General features: G+C 38.6%; 14 protein-coding genes and 1 pseudogene. 7 read left to right on the forward strand and 8 right to left on the reverse strand.

Features of this window, described 5'->3' with window-relative positions; translation table 11 throughout:
- Positions 1–76: 76 nt before the first annotated feature.
- Together H5117_RS14690 and mdoH are read left to right on the forward strand one after the other, a co-directional pair.
- On the forward strand, positions 77–1,696 hold the full coding sequence (locus tag H5117_RS14690) for a glucan biosynthesis protein (RefSeq protein WP_182693856.1): 1,620 nt from the start codon (positions 77–79) through the stop codon (positions 1,694–1,696).
- Positions 1,668–3,629, forward strand: coding sequence for a glucans biosynthesis glucosyltransferase MdoH (gene mdoH / locus H5117_RS14695; RefSeq protein WP_182738495.1), 1,962 nt, complete (start codon positions 1,668–1,670; stop codon positions 3,627–3,629). Before H5117_RS14690 ends, mdoH begins: the two co-directional genes overlap by 29 nt.
- A 475-nt stretch (positions 3,630–4,104) precedes the next feature.
- Here mdoH and fusA read toward each other — a convergent pair whose 3' ends face one another.
- Positions 4,105–6,189 (reverse strand): elongation factor G, encoded by a 2,085-nt coding sequence (gene fusA / locus H5117_RS14700; RefSeq protein ID WP_004334977.1) that lies wholly within the window; start codon positions 6,187–6,189, stop codon positions 4,105–4,107.
- Between the two features lie 206 nt (positions 6,190–6,395).
- Positions 6,396–6,599 (reverse strand): annotated as a pseudogene (locus tag H5117_RS14705) (HTH domain-containing protein); the annotation flags it as partial.
- 239 nt (positions 6,600–6,838) lie between these two features.
- Here H5117_RS14705 and H5117_RS14710 point away from each other — a divergent pair.
- Positions 6,839–9,817: a DUF3857 domain-containing transglutaminase family protein gene (locus tag H5117_RS14710; protein ID WP_182738497.1), complete on the forward strand. Its 2,979-nt coding sequence runs from the start codon at positions 6,839–6,841 to the stop codon at positions 9,815–9,817.
- 272 nt (positions 9,818–10,089) lie between these two features.
- Here H5117_RS14710 and H5117_RS20895 read toward each other — a convergent pair whose 3' ends face one another.
- On the reverse strand, positions 10,090–10,278 hold the full coding sequence (locus tag H5117_RS20895; RefSeq protein ID WP_404936134.1) for a sporulation protein Cse60: 189 nt from the start codon (positions 10,276–10,278) through the stop codon (positions 10,090–10,092).
- A 172-nt stretch (positions 10,279–10,450) separates the two neighbouring features.
- Positions 10,451–11,395 (reverse strand): ribosome biogenesis GTPase YlqF, encoded by a 945-nt coding sequence (ylqF, locus tag H5117_RS14715; RefSeq protein WP_004334981.1) that lies wholly within the window; start codon positions 11,393–11,395, stop codon positions 10,451–10,453.
- 91 nt (positions 11,396–11,486) lie between these two features.
- Between ylqF and H5117_RS14720 the strand changes: the two genes are divergently transcribed.
- Together H5117_RS14720 and H5117_RS14725 are read left to right on the forward strand one after the other, a co-directional pair.
- Entirely contained in the window at positions 11,487–12,023 is a 537-nt protein-coding gene (locus H5117_RS14720) for a YaeQ family protein (RefSeq protein WP_024597137.1), read from the forward strand.
- A gap of 183 nt (positions 12,024–12,206) precedes the next feature.
- On the forward strand, positions 12,207–12,812 hold the full coding sequence (locus tag H5117_RS14725; protein WP_149601930.1) for an alpha/beta fold hydrolase: 606 nt from the start codon (positions 12,207–12,209) through the stop codon (positions 12,810–12,812).
- On the opposite strand, the gene H5117_RS14730 is transcribed toward H5117_RS14725, so the two are convergent.
- Complete coding sequence (locus H5117_RS14730) at positions 12,809–13,018, reverse strand: hypothetical protein (RefSeq protein WP_024597139.1); 210 nt, start codon at positions 13,016–13,018, stop codon at positions 12,809–12,811. The genes H5117_RS14725 and H5117_RS14730 overlap by 4 nt on opposite strands.
- 334 nt (positions 13,019–13,352) lie before the next feature.
- On the opposite strand from H5117_RS14730, the gene H5117_RS14735 reads away from it, so the two are divergent.
- Positions 13,353–13,826 (forward strand): Dps family protein, encoded by a 474-nt coding sequence (locus H5117_RS14735; protein WP_182738499.1) that lies wholly within the window; start codon positions 13,353–13,355, stop codon positions 13,824–13,826.
- Positions 13,827–14,110: 284 nt separating this feature from the next.
- Here H5117_RS14735 and H5117_RS14740 read toward each other — a convergent pair whose 3' ends face one another.
- Complete coding sequence (locus H5117_RS14740; protein WP_182716496.1) at positions 14,111–17,053, reverse strand: TonB-dependent receptor domain-containing protein; 2,943 nt, start codon at positions 17,051–17,053, stop codon at positions 14,111–14,113.
- Between the two features lie 238 nt (positions 17,054–17,291).
- On the opposite strand from H5117_RS14740, the gene H5117_RS14745 reads away from it, so the two are divergent.
- On the forward strand, positions 17,292–18,044 hold the full coding sequence (locus tag H5117_RS14745; RefSeq protein WP_182672457.1) for a LytTR family DNA-binding domain-containing protein: 753 nt from the start codon (positions 17,292–17,294) through the stop codon (positions 18,042–18,044).
- Positions 18,045–18,066: 22 nt separating this feature from the next.
- Here the strand turns inward: H5117_RS14745 and H5117_RS14750 are convergent, their stop codons facing one another.
- Together H5117_RS14750 and H5117_RS14755 are read right to left on the reverse strand one after the other, a co-directional pair.
- On the reverse strand, positions 18,067–18,465 hold the full coding sequence (locus tag H5117_RS14750; RefSeq protein ID WP_024597142.1) for a hypothetical protein: 399 nt from the start codon (positions 18,463–18,465) through the stop codon (positions 18,067–18,069).
- 60 nt (positions 18,466–18,525) lie between these two features.
- Positions 18,526–20,601: a S9 family peptidase gene (locus H5117_RS14755; RefSeq protein WP_182738501.1), complete on the reverse strand. Its 2,076-nt coding sequence runs from the start codon at positions 20,599–20,601 to the stop codon at positions 18,526–18,528.
- Positions 20,602–20,661: the final 60 nt, after the last annotated feature.

The raw sequence follows: 20,661 nt of genomic DNA on the forward strand, positions 1-20,661 counted from the left end.
TAGAAGATACTTACAAAACAAAATCAATATTTACCCTAAACGTAAAAATAAGTCGTGTTTTTATAAAGGAATGAGAATGAAACAACTAACCCAAAACTTGCCTAAATGGCAAAAAAAGTCAGCACCACTACTGGGTCTACTTATTATTTTTTCGACTTGGGGCAATAGCAACCAAGCGATTGCTGCAACTGTTGATGTAGCAATTCCACAAAGTAGCTTATTTGATGTAATTAGCGCTCGCGCTAAAAAGTTAGCAAGCGAAGAATATGTGGCACCTAAAAACATCGAGCTTGAAGCACTAAATAATATTGATTATCAAGACTACCGTTCAATTCGATTTAAAAAAGACAAAGCGGTGTGGAAAGATGAAGGCCTGTACGAGCTGCAATTATTCCACCCTGGTTTTTTATATAAAACACCTGTAACAATAAATACTGTTGATAGCGACTCTAAACGTAGCCGCTTACCTTTCAGCACCGACTTTTACCAATACGATGGCACTGCTGCACCACTACAAGAAGAAATAGCTAAAAGTGTGGCGGGCACTCAACTAGGCCATGCTGGATTTCGCTTACATTACCCATTAAATACTAACGAGTATAAAGACGAAGTAATGGTATTTCAGGGAGCATCGTATTTTAGAGTCGTTGGCCCTCAACAAGTTTATGGCTTATCAGCAAGAGGCCTTGCCATTGATACTGCTGAGAATTCGGGTGAAGAATTTCCAATGTTCAAAGAGTTTTGGTTAGTTAAACCAAAAGCAGAGCAAACACAAATCACCATTTTTGCATTGTTGGATAGCCCATCTATTTCTGGCGCGTACAAATTTAGCGTCGACCCTACAACTAACATGCTAGTTGATGTTGATATGCAGATTTTTGCGCGTAAAGATATTAAAAAACTAGGTGTAGCACCATTAACGAGTATGTTTTATCACGGCGAAAACAGCACCAAATTTTTTGATGACTATCGCCCTGAAGTTCATGACTCGGATGGCCTATTAACTCAATCTGCTGATGACAAGTGGGTATGGCGCCCTCTTAACAACCCATCACAACTCAGCGTTACTTCATTTTCGTACAATAACCCAAAAGGTTTTGGGTTAGCTCAACGAGACCGAGACTTTAATAACTATCTAGACACAGAAGCACATTACCACGACCGCCCTAGCCTATGGATTGAACCACAAGGTGAGTGGGGAAATGGTCGTGTAGAGCTTGTAGAAATACCGACTGATACAGAAACTAACGACAATATCGTAAGTTACTGGGTACCAGAAAAACCAATGAAGGCCGGAGATTCATTAAAATTAAGCTACAAAATGACGACCTTTAATTCAGTTTTAACTCAGCACGAGAAAGCACGTGTACTACGTACAAGAATTGGTAGCGCCGCTTTACCCGGTGAGGACAACCCACCACCAAAAAGCCACCGCCAATTTACTGTTGATTTTACTGGATCAGAAATAAATCAACTGTCTAAACAGTTAAAACTAGATGCCGACATTCAACTTACAACAGGCGAAGTAACCGACGTGAATGTACAAAAACTTCCGGATTCACGTGGATGGCGTGTAGCCTTTAAAATTGCACCACAGGACGATCAACCCGTTGATATGCGTTTATCGTTAAAACTACGTGACAAAGAAATTAGCGAGGTATGGAGCTATGTTTGGTACCCAAATGACATCAAGTAATAAAGGTAGGGGCACTCCAATGCCATTCAAAACACTAAGAGTATGGCTATTTGCCATTGCGGCACTTGGCACATCTGGCTACGGCATATCTATTATGTTTGAGATTTTAAGCTCAAACGGTATGACATTACTTGAGTATGCCCTTTTAGTATTATTCTCAATCACATTTGCTTGGATTGTAACGGCTTTTTGTAGTGGCACAATCGGCTTTGTACTACAGTTGTTTCGAATTGACCCGCTTACGTTAAAACGTATTAAACCAATTGAGTTCAATAACGAGGCAATTAACGCTCAGAAAACCGCCGTTGTAATGCCTATTTATAACGAAGATACCCACCGTGTTATCGCGGGCTTTGAAGTAAGTCTACAATCGTTAAAAGAAACTGGTCAGCTTGATAATTTTGATTTTTATTTATTAAGCGATACACAAGACCCTCAAATAGTTAAAAACGAGCTAAGTGCATGGCATGCATTGTGCGAACGTTTAGGGGATACAGCAAAGCATGTTTTTTATCGTCGTCGCGAAGATAACAAACACCGCAAAGTAGGTAACCTAACCGACTTTTGTGAGCGCTGGGGAAGTAATTACGACCATATGATTGTGCTTGATGCAGATAGCGTAATGACCGGTAAATGTATGTTAGAACTTACTACAAGCATGCTAAACAACCCACAAGCAGGCCTGATCCAAACGATTCCAATACCTGTTCGTCAAGATACCTTTTTTGGTCGTTTTTTACAGTTTGCGTCAGTGCTATATAGCCCAATGCTCGCTACTGGCTCAGCATTTTGGCAAACAGATAAAGCCAACTACTGGGGTCATAATGCAATCATTAGAGTTGAAGCATTTATAACGTGCTGTGGCTTGCCAACACTTAAAGGTAACGCACCTTTTGGCGGTGAGATTTTAAGTCATGACTTTGTAGAAGCATCACTACTTCATAGTGCAGGTTGGGACGTACTATTACTATCAGATATTGAAGGTAGCTACGAAGAAGTACCAAGTAATATTCTCGATTATGCTGTGCGCGATAGACGCTGGGTACAGGGTAATATTCAGCACTTAGGTTTACTATCGTCATCTAAATTAAAATTAATGAGTAAGCTGCACTTTCTATTAGGTGCAACCGCTTATATTTCATCACTAATTTGGCTCTCAATGCTAGCGCTAAGTACTATTGATGCAGTAACGCGCGCATTAAATAGTGATGTGTACTTTAATCGTATTTATCAATTATTTCCTACATGGCAAATAGCTAAAACCGATCTTATTGATTCACTCTTGTATTTAACTATTGTTATTTTATTAATGCCTAAATTAATGGGCGTAATAGTCACCCTAATACATAGAAACAAACGCTTTGGTGGTTCAATTAAGCTCATACTAGGTTCAATCATTGAAACCGTATTTGCTATTATTGTTGCGCCATTAATGATGGTATTTCATGCTTACTTTGTGCTTTGCGTATTTTTAGGTAAAAAAGTGAAGTGGGATGCACAACCGCGCGAAGGTCGTATGGTTCCGTGGAAAGAAGCGTTTGGTTATACGTTATTCTCTACTATTGTGGCTATAGCATGGGGTAGCACAGCCTACTACTTCACACCTGTCTTCTTTTGGTGGCTATCACCTATATTATTAGGCTTAGTATTAGGTGCTCCAATTATCCGTTATACCAGTAGTATCAAACTCGGCGTACAGCTAAGAAAGTTAGGTATATTTATTTGCCCTAGTGAAGTTGATAACGACTCAACTCTAGAGGCGCTTAAAGTACATCTAAAAGAGATTTCCGTGCCAGAGGAAGGAACTTACCCACAAACAATTCCGGCACTGCCACAAGAGCATATGGTATCAATGCCTATACAATCTTTTAAAAAGCCACACAGGCTAAAGATGAAAGCGCTAAAAGCTAAGGCTATAAAAAAGTTTAATTAGCGCGTTATAAAATAAAAACAAAAAAGGAGCAATTAATTGCTCCTTTTTTCTATCTAAATTAAAAAATCATGCGCTGCACTTGCCGCTAATATTTTCTATTTTTCTAGCTAACTTATTACAGTACATTTTAGAAATAGCTGATTGCGTTTCACCATCAAGTTGCCAGTTATAAAAATGAAAAACCTTACCATTCTCCAGTTCTACTTTAAAAATAGTGAAAAGAAAAAACGAGCTAAATGATACAACAGTAATTTCCTCACTATTGATATAACGCTCTGTGCATAGACGTGTATAACAAATCCCTGCTTTGTAACAATATAAATAAATTTCTATCTAGTACCTTTTTATTAATTAAAAATATAGGACTAATTAATAATAAAGAGCAGTTATAAAAACCTATAAAGAATAAAACCAAATTATAGGTAATAAAAAACCCGCAACATGTGCGGGTTTTTTTAAAGAGTTAAGGAACTAATTACTTAGCAGCTTTTTTCTCTTTTTCTGCAGCGATTACTGTGTCAGCTACGTTTTGTGGACATGGTGCGTAGTGTGAGAACTCCATAGAGAACTGACCACGACCAGATGTCATTGTACGTAGTGAACCAATGTAACCGAACATTTCTGATAACGGAACGTCAGCTTTAATGCGAACGCCAGTTAAACCAGCTTCTTGGTCGCTTAGCATACCACGACGACGGTTAAGGTCACCGATTACGTCACCAACGTGATCTTCTGGAGTGAACACGTCAACTTTCATGATTGGCTCAAGAAGTTGTGCGCCCGCTTTAGGGATCGATTGGCGGAAAGCACCTTTAGCAGCGATTTCGAACGCGATTGCAGATGAATCCACGGCATGGAAACCACCGTCAAAAAGTTCAACTTCAACGTCTAATACTGGGAAGCCAGCTAGAACACCTTCGCCCATCATTGACTTAAAGCCTTTCTCAACTGCAGGCCAGAATTCTTTAGGTACGTTACCACCAACAACTGATGATTTAAACGTGAAGCCTGAAGCAACTTCGCCTGGCTTGATGCGGTAGTCGATTTTACCGAACTGACCAGAACCACCAGATTGTTTCTTATGCGTGTAGCTATCTTCGATTTCACGAGTGATAGTTTCACGGTAAGCAACCTGTGGTTGACCAACGATAAGGTCTACACCGTAAGTACGCTTAAGGATATCAACTTTGATATCTAAGTGAAGCTCACCCATACCTTTAAGGATAGTTTCGCCTGAATCTTCATCAGTCTCAACTTGGAAAGATGGATCTTCTGCAACCATTTTACCGATAGCAACACCCATTTTCTCATTACCGCCTTTATCTTTAGGCTGTACAGCAATCGAGATTACTGGAGTTGGGAATACCATTGGCTCAAGTGTTACTGGGTGCTTAGGATCACATAGAGTGTGACCAGTTTGCACATTTTTCATGCCTACGATAGCAATGATGTCACCAGCTTGTGCGCTAGTTAATTCGTTACGGTCATCTGCTTGCATCTCAACCATACGGCCAACACGCTCAGTTTTACCAGTAAACGCATTAAGGATAGTGTCACCCTTATTAAGCTTACCTGAGTAGATACGTACGAAAGTTAATGCACCAAAACGGTCATCCATTATCTTAAATGCTAGCGCCTTGAAAGGTTCGTCAGCAGATACGATTGCGAATTCGCCATTTTCGTTACCTTCTTCATCCATAAGAGGTTGAGGATCAACTTCTGTTGGAGCAGGTAAGTAGTCAACAACAGCATCAAGGATTAGTTGCATGCCTTTGTTTTTGAAAGCAGAACCACAGAACGTAGGGAAGAAAGCAAGGTCACGAGTACCTTTACGGATACAACGCTTGATATCTTCGATAGAAGGTACTTCACCTTCCATGTACGCTTCCATAAGGTCATCGTCTTGCTCTACAGCAGTTTCGATAAGCATTTCATGGTATTCATCAGTTTTTTCTACCATGTCTGCAGGAACGTCAGTGATTTCGTAGTTTTCTGGAAGACCAGTGTCATCCCATACGTACGCTTTTTTAGTTAAAACATCTACAACACCAACAAACTCATCTTCGATACCGATTGGTAAAGTCATGATTAGTGGAGTTGCGCCAAGTACTTTACGTACTTGCTCAGTTACACGGTAAAAATCAGCACCCATACGGTCTAATTTATTTACAAAGATAATACGTGCAACTTCTGATTCGTTAGCATAGCGCCAGTTAGTTTCTGATTGTGGTTCAACACCACCAGAACCACAGAATACACCAACACCGCCATCTAATACTTTAAGTGAACGGTATACTTCAACTGTGAAGTCAACGTGTCCAGGAGTATCGATAACGTTAAAACGGTGATCTTTCCAGAAACAGCTTACAGCCGCAGACTGGATAGTAATACCGCGCTCAGCTTCTTGTTCCATGAAGTCAGTAGTAGATTCACCATCATGAACCTCACCTGTTTTATGGATTTGACCAGTAAGCTTTAGGATACGCTCAGTAGTCGTGGTTTTACCCGCATCAACGTGCGCGAAAATACCAATGTTTCTGTACTTCGATAAATCTGCCATTAATTTTACTCTTAATAAAGTCGATAAATTATTCGGCAGGAGTATAACATCACTTAATGCGAACATCACCATACAAGCCGCTTAAAATGCAATCAATTCAACATATTTTTTTTATCGTCAGAATCTATTAAATATCAAACATAACAAAAAAAACGCAAGACATTGAAATTAATAGCGTTTAATACTTAAGTTTCAGATACACCAAGTTACTTCGCTATTTTATAGCAACGTTCAGGACGGCCAATACTGCCATAACTTTGATCCGCTGTTAACTTACCTGATTCAAGCAAATACTCTAAGTAACGGCGTGCTGTAGAGCGACTCACACCGACCAAATCGCCCATTTGCTGAGCAGTAAATGCAGTGGTTGCGTGCTTTATAAAAGCATAGTGTATTTTGCAAAGTAAAATGTGTGCCGAGCAATAAGACAAACAGCAAAGGCATTTTTAGAGATAATTAAATACCTTTATGCTTTCATTGTATTTATAACCCATGCCTATAAATAATAAGCTAAATTGAGCTGAACTTATTCATTATCATAATTATAAATATGTCGATGGATTCTATTAACATCTCATTGTCAAAAAAGCCTAAATTTGGTACATTATTCCTTCAATAGTATTTATAAAAACAACTATAAGACCCCACAATGAAATGGAACTTCCTTCGACTCAGTGCTTGGCTAATTGCACTTACCTTATTAATTTTCTCTCATAATATTTTTGCGCAGCAATATAAAATAGATAAACCAGCTAATTGGGTTAATACACATATAATTGAGCAACCCAAGAATTCCGATATAACCAAAGTACGTGACGGCACACTTTATTTGTTACTCGATAACCAATCCTATATACCGAGCAGGCAAAAACAGCAACGTTATACCCGTTTGGTTATGCAGGCTTTAAATCAAAGTGGTGTTGATTATATAAGCCAGCTTAGTCTTGATTTTGATCCAAGTTACGAGTCGCTAACACTAAATAGCTTAACGATTATCAGAAATAATGAGCGTATTGATAAGCTTGGTAGCGCGAGAATGACGGTTATACAAGGTGAATCTGAATTAGCTGATCGTATTTATAATGGTAGCTTATCACTCAATATTATTATTGATGATATGCGCAGTGGCGACATACTCGATTACAGCTACACAGTGACAGGCAGCAACCCTATATATGCTAATAAGTTTAGTACAAGACGCACGCTGAACTGGTCGGTACCCGTAGTGCAACAAAATATGCGTGTACTTTGGGGTAAACAAACGCCTCTACATATAAATACAGTAAATGGCGCAGCTGATATTCAAGAAACGCTTAATAAATATGGCAAAGATTATTCTATAACTCTTTTTGAAGAACCTTTACTGGAGCAGAATTCTCAAACCCCAACGTGGTACGACCCATATACACAAGTTTACTTTTCTGAGTTTGACGATTGGGGTCAGGTAGTTAACTGGGCATATCCGCTTTATCAATCAGCCATAGAAACCCCAAGCAGCATTTTGGATATAGCTAAAAAAATAAAAGCAAAACACACAAAAACATCAGATAAAATTGCAGCAGCACTGCGCTTTAGCCAAGACGAAGTTCGATATTTAGGGCTTGAAATGGGCACTAACTCGCATCAACCAACGTCAGCTTCAGAAACGCTTTCGCTACGATACGGCGATTGCAAAGATAAAACAGTACTGCTTATCTCGTTATTAAAAGCGATGGATATAGAAGCCTTCCCTGCGCTAGTTGATACAGAGGAAACCAAACGTTTAAAAGAACTTCCACCTTCTGCAAGTGTATTTAATCACGTTATTGTTACGCTTAAACAAAACGGAAAACGCTACTGGCTCGATCCTACGGTTAGCTACCAGCGAGGTACTCTCGAATATTTAGCACAGCCTGATTATGGCTATGCCCTAATTATTGATAAAGGTGAAAGCGCTTTAACTTCAATGGCGCAAAAACCTGTGCATACAAATGTATCTGTAGAGGATAACTTTTTTATTGCTGAAAAAGTATCTGAGTCATCACGTTTTGAAACCCAGTACACTTATGCTGAATTTGAAGCAATTAACCGAAGAAACAATATAGCCAGCAGTGGTCTAAATAGCGTTGCTAAATCTTACTTCGAGTATTACCAAGGTTTTTTAAATGGCTTATCAATCAATGAAGCAATGGCAATTAGTGAGCAAGAAAAAACGGGTAATCTAATAACCAAAGAATCGTATTTAATTAGTGAATTTTGGGAAAAAACAGACGAAGGCTACGAAGCTAGTTTTTATGCGAGTGAAATACAAAATAGCGTTTACGAACCAAAGCAGGTAAATCGTACCGACCCACTTTACTTTGACTACCCCAATATAATTAACACCACAATAAAACTACATTTTGCAGAAAAAGGTTGGGGATTTGATAGCGATCAAGAAGAAATTGACAACGACTACTTCAATCTAAAAACAACTACTGAATTTAATGATAATGTTTTAACACTGAGCTATAACTATTACGCAAAACAAGATCATATTAAAGCGGATCAAATAGATGATTATTTAGCACAGCGTAAAAAGTTAATATCAGCAACCCATTACCCTATTCTAAAATATGCAAAGGCGAGCGAAACGCCTCAAACAACAGCTGATGTGCTAGATAGCTTTGGTTATAGCTGGCTTAAATATGTGTTGGCTGGCTATATTTTAGTGCTCATATTCTTCTTCGCCGATTGGCGATTAGAGTCAGCAAAAAAAGTTAAATTTGAAGATAGTCCATTTTATGCTGTATCTGTAAGTAAGTTTATTATTTACAGTATTTTAAGTTTAGGCATATTTGTTAACTACTGGAGTTATCGTAACTTTAAGGCCATTAAAGAGCGCGATAACTCAAGTATTATGCCTATTGCTCGAGGTATATTTGCATTTTTATGGTATTACCCTTTGTATCTCGCACTTGCACAGCACAGCCAACAACAGTTAAACAAAAATAGAGTAATGCCTAACTGGACTGCCTTAACACTCTGGCTAATGGTACTTGCCAGCGCCTTTGCTTATCGTATGGACGAATACGCAACCATAGTGATTTGTATAATGCCATTTTTATGGTTGCCCCTAGTTAGTTACATTGAGCAAACCGATATAAGTAAAGAAGCCTTACATTACAACTCGTACTGGCGAATTAGACAGTATTTAATCTCGCTTGCGTTTGCACCTCTATTATTTTTGGGCGTACTTCAAGAAGTAAATATTTTACCCAATGCTGCAATTATCAAAGGCGATAGTTTATGGCCTTACCAAGTACACTTTTTAAAACGTAATCGCCTAACACCTGAAAACGAAGAAATACTTTATTTTTATAGCGATGCAGTATTTGATTACCGAGAAGACGGTAACGGAATAACCGAAAACTATATTTTTAGTTACTACAAAAACGATGACGGTAAGCTTGAATCGGATCTTAGTCACTTTAAAGATATAGAAAAAATAGAAGCCTCGTACGGTAAAACCAAGCTTGATAACACAAGTATAAAAGTAATAAAAACTGACGGTAGTGACTTCTTACTCATTGTAGGGCGTCTAAACAAGCAGGATAAAGTACTAGTGGAGCAGATTAATTTACGTATAACAGCAAATAAAGTGCGTTAGTGGCTTAAAATATCCAATTAGTACGAATATTTTTAGCCACTAATTAAAGGCTGTTAATCTTTGAGGGCTAAGATTTTACAAGAGACTATTTGATTTGATATCAAAGCAGTCGCTGTCTTGGAAGGCGATAAAATCATTCCTAGCTTGAATTTATTTTAACTTTGAAAGATCAATGCTTTTATACTAAAAATCCATATCAAATTATTTAATAAGTATCAAAAACCTATTCTTAATTGTTTAACCAAGATAAGCATTTTTATGAACTGGCAGTGCTAACTAGCCGATTTATATATGAATAAAAAACAAGCTCCACAATAATAAGAATTATTTGCATTTAGGTGTTGACAGACTGTTAGATCTAACTGATAATCAATATCAACAAGACGGATTGCATACCACTTGTTAAGGAATGAATTGATTTGTTTCTCGACCCTGAAACAACGTGTGGCGCACGTAAACAGCTATGGTTACTTGTTATGAACCGCAACGCCCCTTGATGTTGATGATGAGTAACCGCCCTACTATTTTACTTGCTACATTGCTCATATCGGTGACGGTAGATATGAAACTAAAAAAGCCCTTACGGGCTTTTTTTATGTCTGTAATTTAGTTGGTTAAATTAAACTAAATCAATTAACGACGGTTTTTACGTGCGCGTGCTCGGCGTTGTTTTTTCTCTTCTTCTTTAGCTGCCTTTTTAGCTTCTGCTGCAGCGCGTAAACCAGCAACCATTACTTCTTCTTCCTCACGCATTTGCGGAGTTTCCATAGTAATACGGCCAATGATACCGTCGCGTAATTCGTTGATTAGTATTTCAGACATTTTGTATGTGTCTATTTGGTTACCACCACGAATACAGCCACGTTTTTTCCCCGCCATTTCAACAAATTCCCAATCACTTTGTGGTAATTCATCTATTTTATAACGCGCTTTTAATAACTCTGGGTATGCACGCAATAGGTACTCAGCTGTGTAACTTGCTACTTCTTCATACTCAAGTGCTGTATCACGAATGGCACCGGTAGCGCCTAAGCGATAACCTGAGTTTTCGTTTTCTACTTTTGGCCACAACATACCTGGCGTATCGTAAAGCATAATACCGTCTTCAAGCTTAATGCGTTGTTGTGCTTTGGTTACCGCAGGTTCATTACCTGTTTTTGCAACTATACGCCCAGCCAATACATTAATTAACGTAGATTTACCCACGTTAGGAATACCCATGATCATGGCTTTAATTTGCTTATCTGCACCCACTTTATGCGGCACTAGCTTTTTACAAAGCTCATTAATACGGTGTACTTCAGCTGCTTTATCATGCCCAAAAGAAATCGCTTTAACACCGTTTTCTTGCTCAAAATAATCTTTCCAGATTTGAGTCATTTTAGGATCAGCTAAATCAGCTTTGTTCAAAATTTTGATGACCGGCTTACCTTCACGCAAGGTTGCCACCATCGGGTTTTCACTACTGTAGGGAATGCGCGCATCAAGCACTTCAATGATCACATCCATTTGTGGCATTATTTCTTTAATTTCATTGCGGGCTTTATTCATGTGCCCAGGGAACCACTGGATAGCCATTTTTAACTCCTAACGTATAATTAACCGCTATTTTAACTGGCAATTCATTTAATTGCGCTATACTGGCGCAAATTTTTTCAGATTAGTTGTTATGGCTCTTAAATCCACCATTATGAAAGTGCAGTTATCGCTTAGCGATATGGACCGCCACGTTTATCAAGATTTTAATTTAACCTTGGCTCAACACCCATCAGAAACCGACCAAAGGTTGATGATTCGCTTACTCGCTTTTGCGCTAAATAGCTGTGATGGTTTAGAATTTACTAAAGGGTTAAGTGCTGATGATGAGCCTGAACTTTGGCATGTAAGCTATAGTGAAGAAATAGAACTATGGGTTGAACTTGGCTTACCAGATGAGAAACGCCTTAAAAAAGCCTGTAATAAATCTAAAAAAGTGGTGCTATATACTTATGGTGAAAACAATCAAGCAATTTGGTGGCAAAAACATCAGCCTAAATTGTATGAATTTAAAAATCTAAGTATTTTTAGCCTTGATTACGCAGCAACACAAGCACTTGCTGCTTTGGTTGATCGTGGAATTAAGCTCGCCATTTCCATTCAAGATGGTGAAGTATGGGTAAATACCGATACAACCAATATTGAAATAAAACCGCTACAGTTAATGTAATTACGGTAGTTATACCAATTGCATTAAATTAGTTATCTATTATAGCGACAAATAAATAAGTCGATAACAAGGCGAAAATTATGACATATAGTTGTTCTATCTAAATAATTTTTAACGCAGGTAGCGGATTATTTAATACGCTAGGATGATCATGTTTTTAACAAAATTGGTATTAGGGAGCATATGAAAGTTAAACACGTTATTGTTTTACATGGCTTGTATATGTCTGGCTTTGTTATGCGCCCACTTTGTTCACGACTTGAAGAGTCGGGTATGACGGTATTAAACATTACCTATAATACGCTCGACCCTCACCGCGATACCATATTTGCACAAATTGATGAGTGTATTTCTAACGAACCTGCAGCGCTTGTATGCCACTCAATGGGAGGGCTGATTGCACGTGCTTACCTAGAGGCAAACTCTCCTGCTAGCCAGAATATTACGAAGGTAATTACACTGGGTACTCCACATAAAGGCAGTCATATAGCGCAAAAAATGAAGCAAAAAGGGTTTGAATCATTTTTAAAAAATAGTGTTGAATTTTTGCTTACTAAAAATGGTAATTGGCCATTTAAAGCTAAGCTCTACAGTATTGCGGGCGATTTACCTATTGGGCTTATGCCCTTAATAGTCAAAGGCAGCAAATCAGATGGCACTGTATTACTCGATGAAACAAAGCTTAAAGGTATGGCAGAACACAAGGTGTTTCATTTAAGCCATACCAGTATGATTTACTCGCGCCAAGTACTCGATTACATTTTAAAGTGCTTAAACGAGAAAGATTAATCCTCAGCATTGGCTGCTATTTTATAACTAATTAAAAATATCACAGCCAGTATAAGCGGAATGGGCGCCGCAATGTAACCAAAAAAATCTGAGTTCGCAAAGCTTGCTCCTGCTAAGTGCGCGACTAGCCCAAGCACAAATGCGATGACTGCAATTCCTACCACGATTAACTCTGCTTTATTTTGTTTCGCTGTTTTTGCATGCATGCTATCTCTCCTAATTATTTCGACAACATTATTATGCGCCGTTAGGGTGGATGATTTTTGACCTACATCAATAAAAAAATAGCTAAGTTATTACCTTGAATAAAGTTTGTTTTAGATCATGATTTATATACTTCTGGGTTTTATTTATTTTTGAGGGGTAGTATTTTTATTAATCAGTCCCATTTCTATTAATAGTCTAAAGTGAATACAGGTATCAAAAACAGCTAATAGGTTAAAACTATTAACTAGATACATTTAAACGATTTTACTAATTTATCGAAATTAGTAATACTTATCACAAGTTCACAAACAAACGGTTATTCAGGAGCAAGTTATGTCACATGTAAACGCAATTGGTCTAAACAGCGCAAAAAGCGAAGACATCATAAAGTCACTCAATACATTATTGAGTAGCTACCAGATTCAATACATGAATGCGCGTGGTTTTCACTGGAATATTAAAGGCCGTAACTTTTTTGAACTACACGTTAAGTTTGAAGAAATTTATAACTTGCTACTTCTAAAAGTAGATGAAGTTGCAGAACGTATTTTAACGTTAGATGGCGCACCACTACATGCATTTTCTGATTACCTTGAAGTAAGTAAAATTAAAGAAGCTAAAGATATTAGTGATGGTGTTACAGCCGTAGAAAACCTACTTGCTGGTTACAGTACATTAATTCACATGCAGCGTGATATTTTAAGCCAAGCTGGTGATGCAGACGATGAAGGTACAGCCTCACTAATGAGTGATTACATCTCAGAGCAAGAGAAACTGGTTTGGATGCTAAAGGCTTACTTAGACTAAACCAGCAAAAAAAAGCCCTCAATGAAGAGGGCACAAATAGGGATAAATCGTTAAATAATCAAGCGATTCGGTTACTATATTAACCTCCTCCCCATACTAAACAACGCCCCTGTTACCAGTGGCGTTGTTTTTGGTTTAAGTGGGCACAATACTTATATATTGGGATAAACGATGTATAAAAAATTACTGCTCGCATTATTTTTTCCAATAAAAAAGCCCCAGCAATACTGAGGCTTTGTGAACGTAACTAATTAAGTAACTATAGTTAGTGTCGTTATTGTTGGTTAGAATTTACTTCTAAAACCTATGTAGAATGATTGACCAATTGGGTCATACGTACCTGCATCTGTTTCAGTACCAGTACTTGAACCGCTCACACCCGATAAAATGCGTGGTGGCTCTTTATCAAATAAGTTACTCGCACCAGCGTAAAGCTCTGTTGAATCGCTGATATGGTAACTTGCTTGAACATCATGGTATGTCACTGAACCAATCCCTACTCCACCTGGAGCAATACCAAAACCACTTAAGAATTGATCATCAAAGTCTGCAGCGCCAATGTAAGTTAAGCTCCAGTTAAAATCAAAGTCGTTAAGTTTATAACCAAAGTTCCAGTTAGCTTTATGCTCTGATGCACCAATTTCTCCAGCAAACTCATCTTTATCAGCGCCTGGAAGTGGGATGCTATAACCATCAATTAGGTAAGTATAAGCAAGGCGAGTTCTAAACGCACCTGGGCCAATATCAGTAGAGTACGTTAGTGTTAAATCAACACCTTCTGTACCTAAACCACCACTGTTAGATACACCACTGTCAATAAACTCTAGTGAACCAGCACTATTATTACCTGATGGCGCACTACGACGAGTTACAAAGTCACAAAAGCTTGTATCGCCACCACCATAACATTGGTCAAGAATAAACTGACGAGGTGTTGATACGATTGCATCTGTAATTTCGATATCAAAGTAATCAAGCGTAATGTCTAGGCCTGATATTAGATTTTCTGGTGTAAATACTAAACCTACTGTCACAGAGTCACCAACTTCTTCTTTTAAATCTTGGTTGCCACGGTTAAAACCACTAATACCTTGTAAGTCAGACTGGTTAAGCGTGAACTCGCCATTTGAAGCGATATTAGTTGTAACACCAACATCTGTACGACAAGCATCACCTGCAGCACCACCGCCACTATTAGTAACACCTAAACATGGATCGTTTAAACCACTTGGGAAAGTTTGTGAAGGTGGAGAAAATAGTTCATCGATATTTGGAGCACGTGTTGAACGTGCACGGGTAGCACGTAAACGTAAGCTATCCATTACTTCCCAGTCTATACCCACGTTCCAACTTTCAGTATTGCCTACTGTTGAGTAGTCAGACAAACGAACTGCTGCATTCATTGTTACAGAATCAAGCACGGGGATGTTTGCTTCTACATAATATTCAGTTACATCAAACGAGCCTTCTGTTGCTGGAATTGCATTACCCGCATTAAGGCCAGCTTGCTGTAAAGCATCAAATTCACTACGTGAGAACTCTTCACGGTATTCAAAACCAGCAGCGATACCTACCGTACCTGCCGGTAAATCAAATAAATCACCTGAAATATTACCACCAATGATTTCTTGCTCAACCGACGTTGAAAGTGAGCTAGGTGCACTTACAAAATCAATAGCACCTTGCGATAGCGAATTGAAACCGTAAATGTCTACCGGCGCACAGTTAAAGCCACGTGCTGTCGCATCGATACAAATAGCCTCATCAGTAATACCATCACCATCTAAATCTTGGCTATCGATAACAGCCTCTAAACCTTGACGAAAGCTTTGTACGTTAACTAAACCACCAGAAACTTGCTGCTCTTTTGTTTTACCGTATACATAGTAAGTATCGTAGAACCAACCATCTGCTATTTCACCTTGAAAGCCTAGTGCTAAACGGAATGTATCACGCTCAGCTCGTGCTCCACGGTTACCGATATCACTTAAGCGCTTTGCAAAAAAGATATCACGCATACCATCACCGTCGGTGTCGGTTGCTGCGTTATATATATCATCAGGTACAAATGCGTTACGCAATATTTCACCGTTTACATTAAATTCAATTGGTACTTGGCCATTTGCATAGATGTCGTCAGAGGCAAAAGGAAATGGCTCTAATTCAGAAACGGTTGTTGTTGCAGCGTAAGTACCTTCATAAAAAAAGCTATGCTTGTCGCTTAGCTCGTAGCTACCATTTGAGGCAAATAAGTAACGTTCTGTAGGTATCGCTATCGTACGTACGCCACTTCGGTTAAAACCATTTGCAGCTACGCCATCGCCACCGTTAGTACTAAACGAGTTTTGTAGGGTGTTTGCATCATTAAACGTAAATGTTTCATCCCCAGCGCTAAAGCGTCCCTGTGGCGGAAATGAAGATAAAAATGGACTTACAGCATCAAATACAGAGCCTGGGTTTGCTACTGGATCATCTTCAAAGAAGATACCTGAAAATTGGTCTACTGCCGAGCGGTCACGGTCACGTGAAAAAACAGCACCTTGATCAGAATACCCAAGATGGAACATCGCGTGCCCTTTCCCATCTGAGCTTGATAAGCCTGAGGTAAAGTTAAATTGGCGTGATTCATCATCGCCTTCGCTTGATTCACCATATTGGCCTTCGAATTCAATACCTTCAAAATCATCTTTTAGTACAAAGTTAACTACACCAGCAACAGCGTCAGAACCATAAACAGATGAAGCACCACCTGTCATAATTTCAACACGTTCGATGAATTGACTCGGAATAGTATTTAAATCGACAGCAGAGCTACCTGGTACACCTGATACATAACGACGACCATTCACTAAAACCAATGTGCGGTTAGAGCCTAAATTACGTAAATCAACAGTAGCAACACCCGCACTTGCGGTATTAAAGTTTGAGTTAGTACGGCTAATAGCTGGTGTACCAAATGCAGGGTTCTCTAATAATAAGTCTTGAATATTTAACGACCCTGATGCATCTATAGCAGCACTATCTACAACTTGAATAGGAGCCGATGACATTGCCTCAGCTGAACGAATTCGAGATCCTGTAACTTGTACGCGTTCTATTTTAGTTATTTCGTCATCTTCTGCTGCAACACCTTGAAATGAAAAGCTTGCAAGTATCGCGCTGCTTAGCGCAACTGTTAACGACGATTTTTTAAATAATCGCGCGCTACCTTTGTTAGTTAATGTCATATAATTCCCCTGAATTGTTATTTTTGTAACTAAATGGTTACTTCGCGGATTACAGTAAGGGGATTTATTTAAACACTCTACGGGCATTATTTATGAGGCGTAGTCTTTGGTACGAATAGCAGCTTTTATGGGATGAATCAGTACGTCACAATTATTTTATAAATATATTGTACTTTTCATAACAGTTTTTCCGCTAAGCACGGTCTTTATTATTATATACAGCAAGAGATATAAAATAATGATCGCTTCTTTTCATGCATTAACTTTTGTTAGTAACACTAAGTTTGCAACATTTTTAACAAAGCGTGTGCAAGATCACCGACACTTTGAATCTCAATCTTTTCTTCAAACAAATAGGTTAGATCAAATAGACACAGATCAATACAACGTACTGTTTTACGAACTAACCAACCTAGCTGACCCTATGCAAATAGTGCATTTAACTGAGCTTGCTAAAAAGCTGAAGTTAGTCATTATTGCTCAATCGGGACATTTTGCGAGTTTTGCCTTTGAAGTTGGCGCTGTAGATTTTTTAATATTAGATTCAACTGCATCACGTATTGATAAATGCTTTGATAAGCTGATTCACCTTTGCCCGATTGCAAGTGCGGCCGAACGCCAATACCAGCAAAGCACACAAGCTGAAAAGCCATCATCACACATTGTGGTTAAAGATGTAGGTAAGGTAAGGCTAATTGATATAAATGATATTATTTGGATTAATGGCGCGGGCAACTATGTAGAGCTGCATTTTACCCAAGGTAATACGCCGGTACTACATCGCGAAACCATGAAAAATATTGAACAACAACTAGAACCTGAAGGATTTGTTCGCATTCATCGCTCTACGCTGGTAAGAAAACAAGCTATTTGCGAACTGATGCCTACTGACAGTGGCGATTATAAAGTAAGGCTGAAAAACGATATGTGTTTAAACCTTTCACGGCGCTATAAAGGGTGTTTAGAGAGTATTATAAGCCCTCTTCAATAGCGGTTTATAATACTCATGTTAGTTACCAGTTCTGTTTTATATAACTGTCATTTGGGTGCACTAATAAATAGCTTTCGGTATCTTTATAAAAATTAACTTCTACATCGCTATTTTTCCATACTTTTTCAAACATATTTTTAGCTATGATATTAATGTTTATATAATCAACTCGTTGATAGCCACGTTCTTTTACACCGGCAAAATAGGCCTCTAATGAATCGAGGCCATCCAAAGTTAACAGCTCAAACTCTTTTAAATTAACAACCACGAACTTAATCGTATTTTCAGGGTGAGTGCTCAACTCCTGAACAACTCCATTAGTTAACAGCGTAATGCCTTCATTATTAAAGCTCCCTTTCAATTCTAAATACATCTGAGGGGGCTGTGAACAAATTTGAAATTCACCATGTGCACCAAACATATATCGCCTTACATATATCAACTTCTATATATAGGATAATACAATTTTCCGATTTTGCAGTTAATTTAATAAAGCAATAAAAAAGGCCATTTCGAGTGCTTTTTCCTCTAAACTTTTAAAGCGACCTGATGCACCGCCGTGCCCTGCATCCATATCGGTTTTAAATACTAAAATATTACTGTCAGTCTTAAGTTCACGCATTTTTGCAACCCACTTCATAGGCTCCCAATACTGCACTTGTGAGTCATGAAGACCGGTAGTAACGAGTATGTTCGGATAGTTTTGGGCGCGAATATTGTCATACGGCGAGTAAGCTTCAATTACATCATAAAACTGAGGCTCATTTGGATTACCCCATTCATCATATTCATTTGTTGTGAGCGGAATACTTTCATCAAGCATCGTGGTTAATACGTCTAAAAATGGTACATGACAGCCAACACCGCAATATAACTCTGGTGCTTGGTTTACAACCGCCCCCATTAATAAACCACCTGCACTGCCGCCTGAGGCAAACACCTTGCTGCTATCACAATAGCCTTGTGCAACAAGCGCTTTTGTCACATCAATAAAGTCACTAAAGCTATTTTGTTTATGCTCTTTTTTACCTTGTTCGTACCACTCGCGACCTAGCATTTCAGAGCCTCGAACATGTGCTATTACATAAACAAAACCACGATCGAGCAAGCTCAGCGATGAACTTGAAAAACTTGGATCAATCGTATAGCCATACGCACCATAGCCGTATTGAAATAACGGATTTGTGCCATCTTTTTTAAAGCTGTCTTTTCGATAAACAACTGATACGGGTACTTTAACTCCGTCGCGAGCAGTTACCATTAATCGCTCAGACTGATAGTCATCGGCATTAAAACTACCGAGTACTTTTTGCTGTTTAAGTAGTGTTTTTTCGCCAGTTGCTAAATCAACATCATATAAAGAACCTGGTGTTGTTAAACTTGAGTAATAAATACGCGCAGTGCCTGTGTCTGGCTCTGGGTTCATTGCTATTGCAGCATAATAACAAGGATCGGCAAACTCAAGTGCCATACGATCCCCTTGCCTATTAACAACTACAAATCGAGCTTGCCCTTGCTCGCGTTCACTCAATACTAAAAAGTCATTAAATAACTCTACACCTTCAAGCAGTACATTCTCTCTGTGAGCTGTATGCTCAACCCATTGTGTTTTATCTGCAATTGTTTCGTTTGTTGCCGTCATTAATCTAAAGTTTTTAGCTTGCCAGTTAGTCACAATATAAAATGTGTCACCTAGCTTATCTACGTCAAACTCGTGGCCATCTTCACGCGGCATTAATGCTTTAAATTCGCCAGTGGGCTTATTAGCATCAAGCACCCATGTATCATTGGTCTCTGTCGATGCTAAATCAATAATAATTAAGCTTTCATCGCGGCTTTTACCAAGTCCCATAAAAAAGCTGCTGTCTTGCTCTTCGTAGACCATTACGTCTTGGCTTTGCTCGCTGCCAAGCTCATGCCTAAATACTTGGTATCCTAATAGCGTTTTTAAATCTTTTTTTACATAAAAAACAGTTTTATTGTCGTTAGCCCAAACAACTTGTCCTTCTGTATTTTCAAGTACATCAGGTAGCATTTCACCGGTCGCTAAGCTTTTAAAGCGAACATTATAAATACGACGACCTTCAGTATCTTCAGAGTAAGCCATAAGCTGCTCGCATGGACTTAGTGCGACTTCGCCCAGCTCAAAAAACTCAAATCCTTCAGCTAAGACATTCACATCGAGTAAAAGCTCTTTATTATCGGCCTTTATGCTCGTACTTCTATAGTGACGCGAGTATTCATCATCACCACGAACTTCTGAGTGATACCAGTATTTCCCGTCTTTAACGGGTACCGAATTATCATCTTTTACAATGCGTGCTTTTAACTCTTCAAAAAGTGTATTTTGTAGTGGCTTCATAGCAGCTAACTGCTCATCGCAGTACGCATTTTCAGCATGTAAATGCGCAAGTACTTGCTCATCCTGGCGATCGTCATCACGCATCCAATAGTAATTATCGGTACGTATCTTATTATGAGTACTTAATGTATGGGCTTGCTGTTTAGCAATCGGGAAATTAGGTAATAAACTTAAAGAGTAGTCAGGACGAGACACAACAAAACCAATTAAAAAAATAATGTGATTTGCAGTTTATCATAAAAATAAAAAAGCCCA

The sequence above is a fragment of the Pseudoalteromonas sp. SG45-1 genome (genome assembly GCF_014164135.1).
Taxonomy (GTDB): Bacteria; Pseudomonadota; Gammaproteobacteria; order Enterobacterales; family Alteromonadaceae; genus Pseudoalteromonas; species Pseudoalteromonas distincta.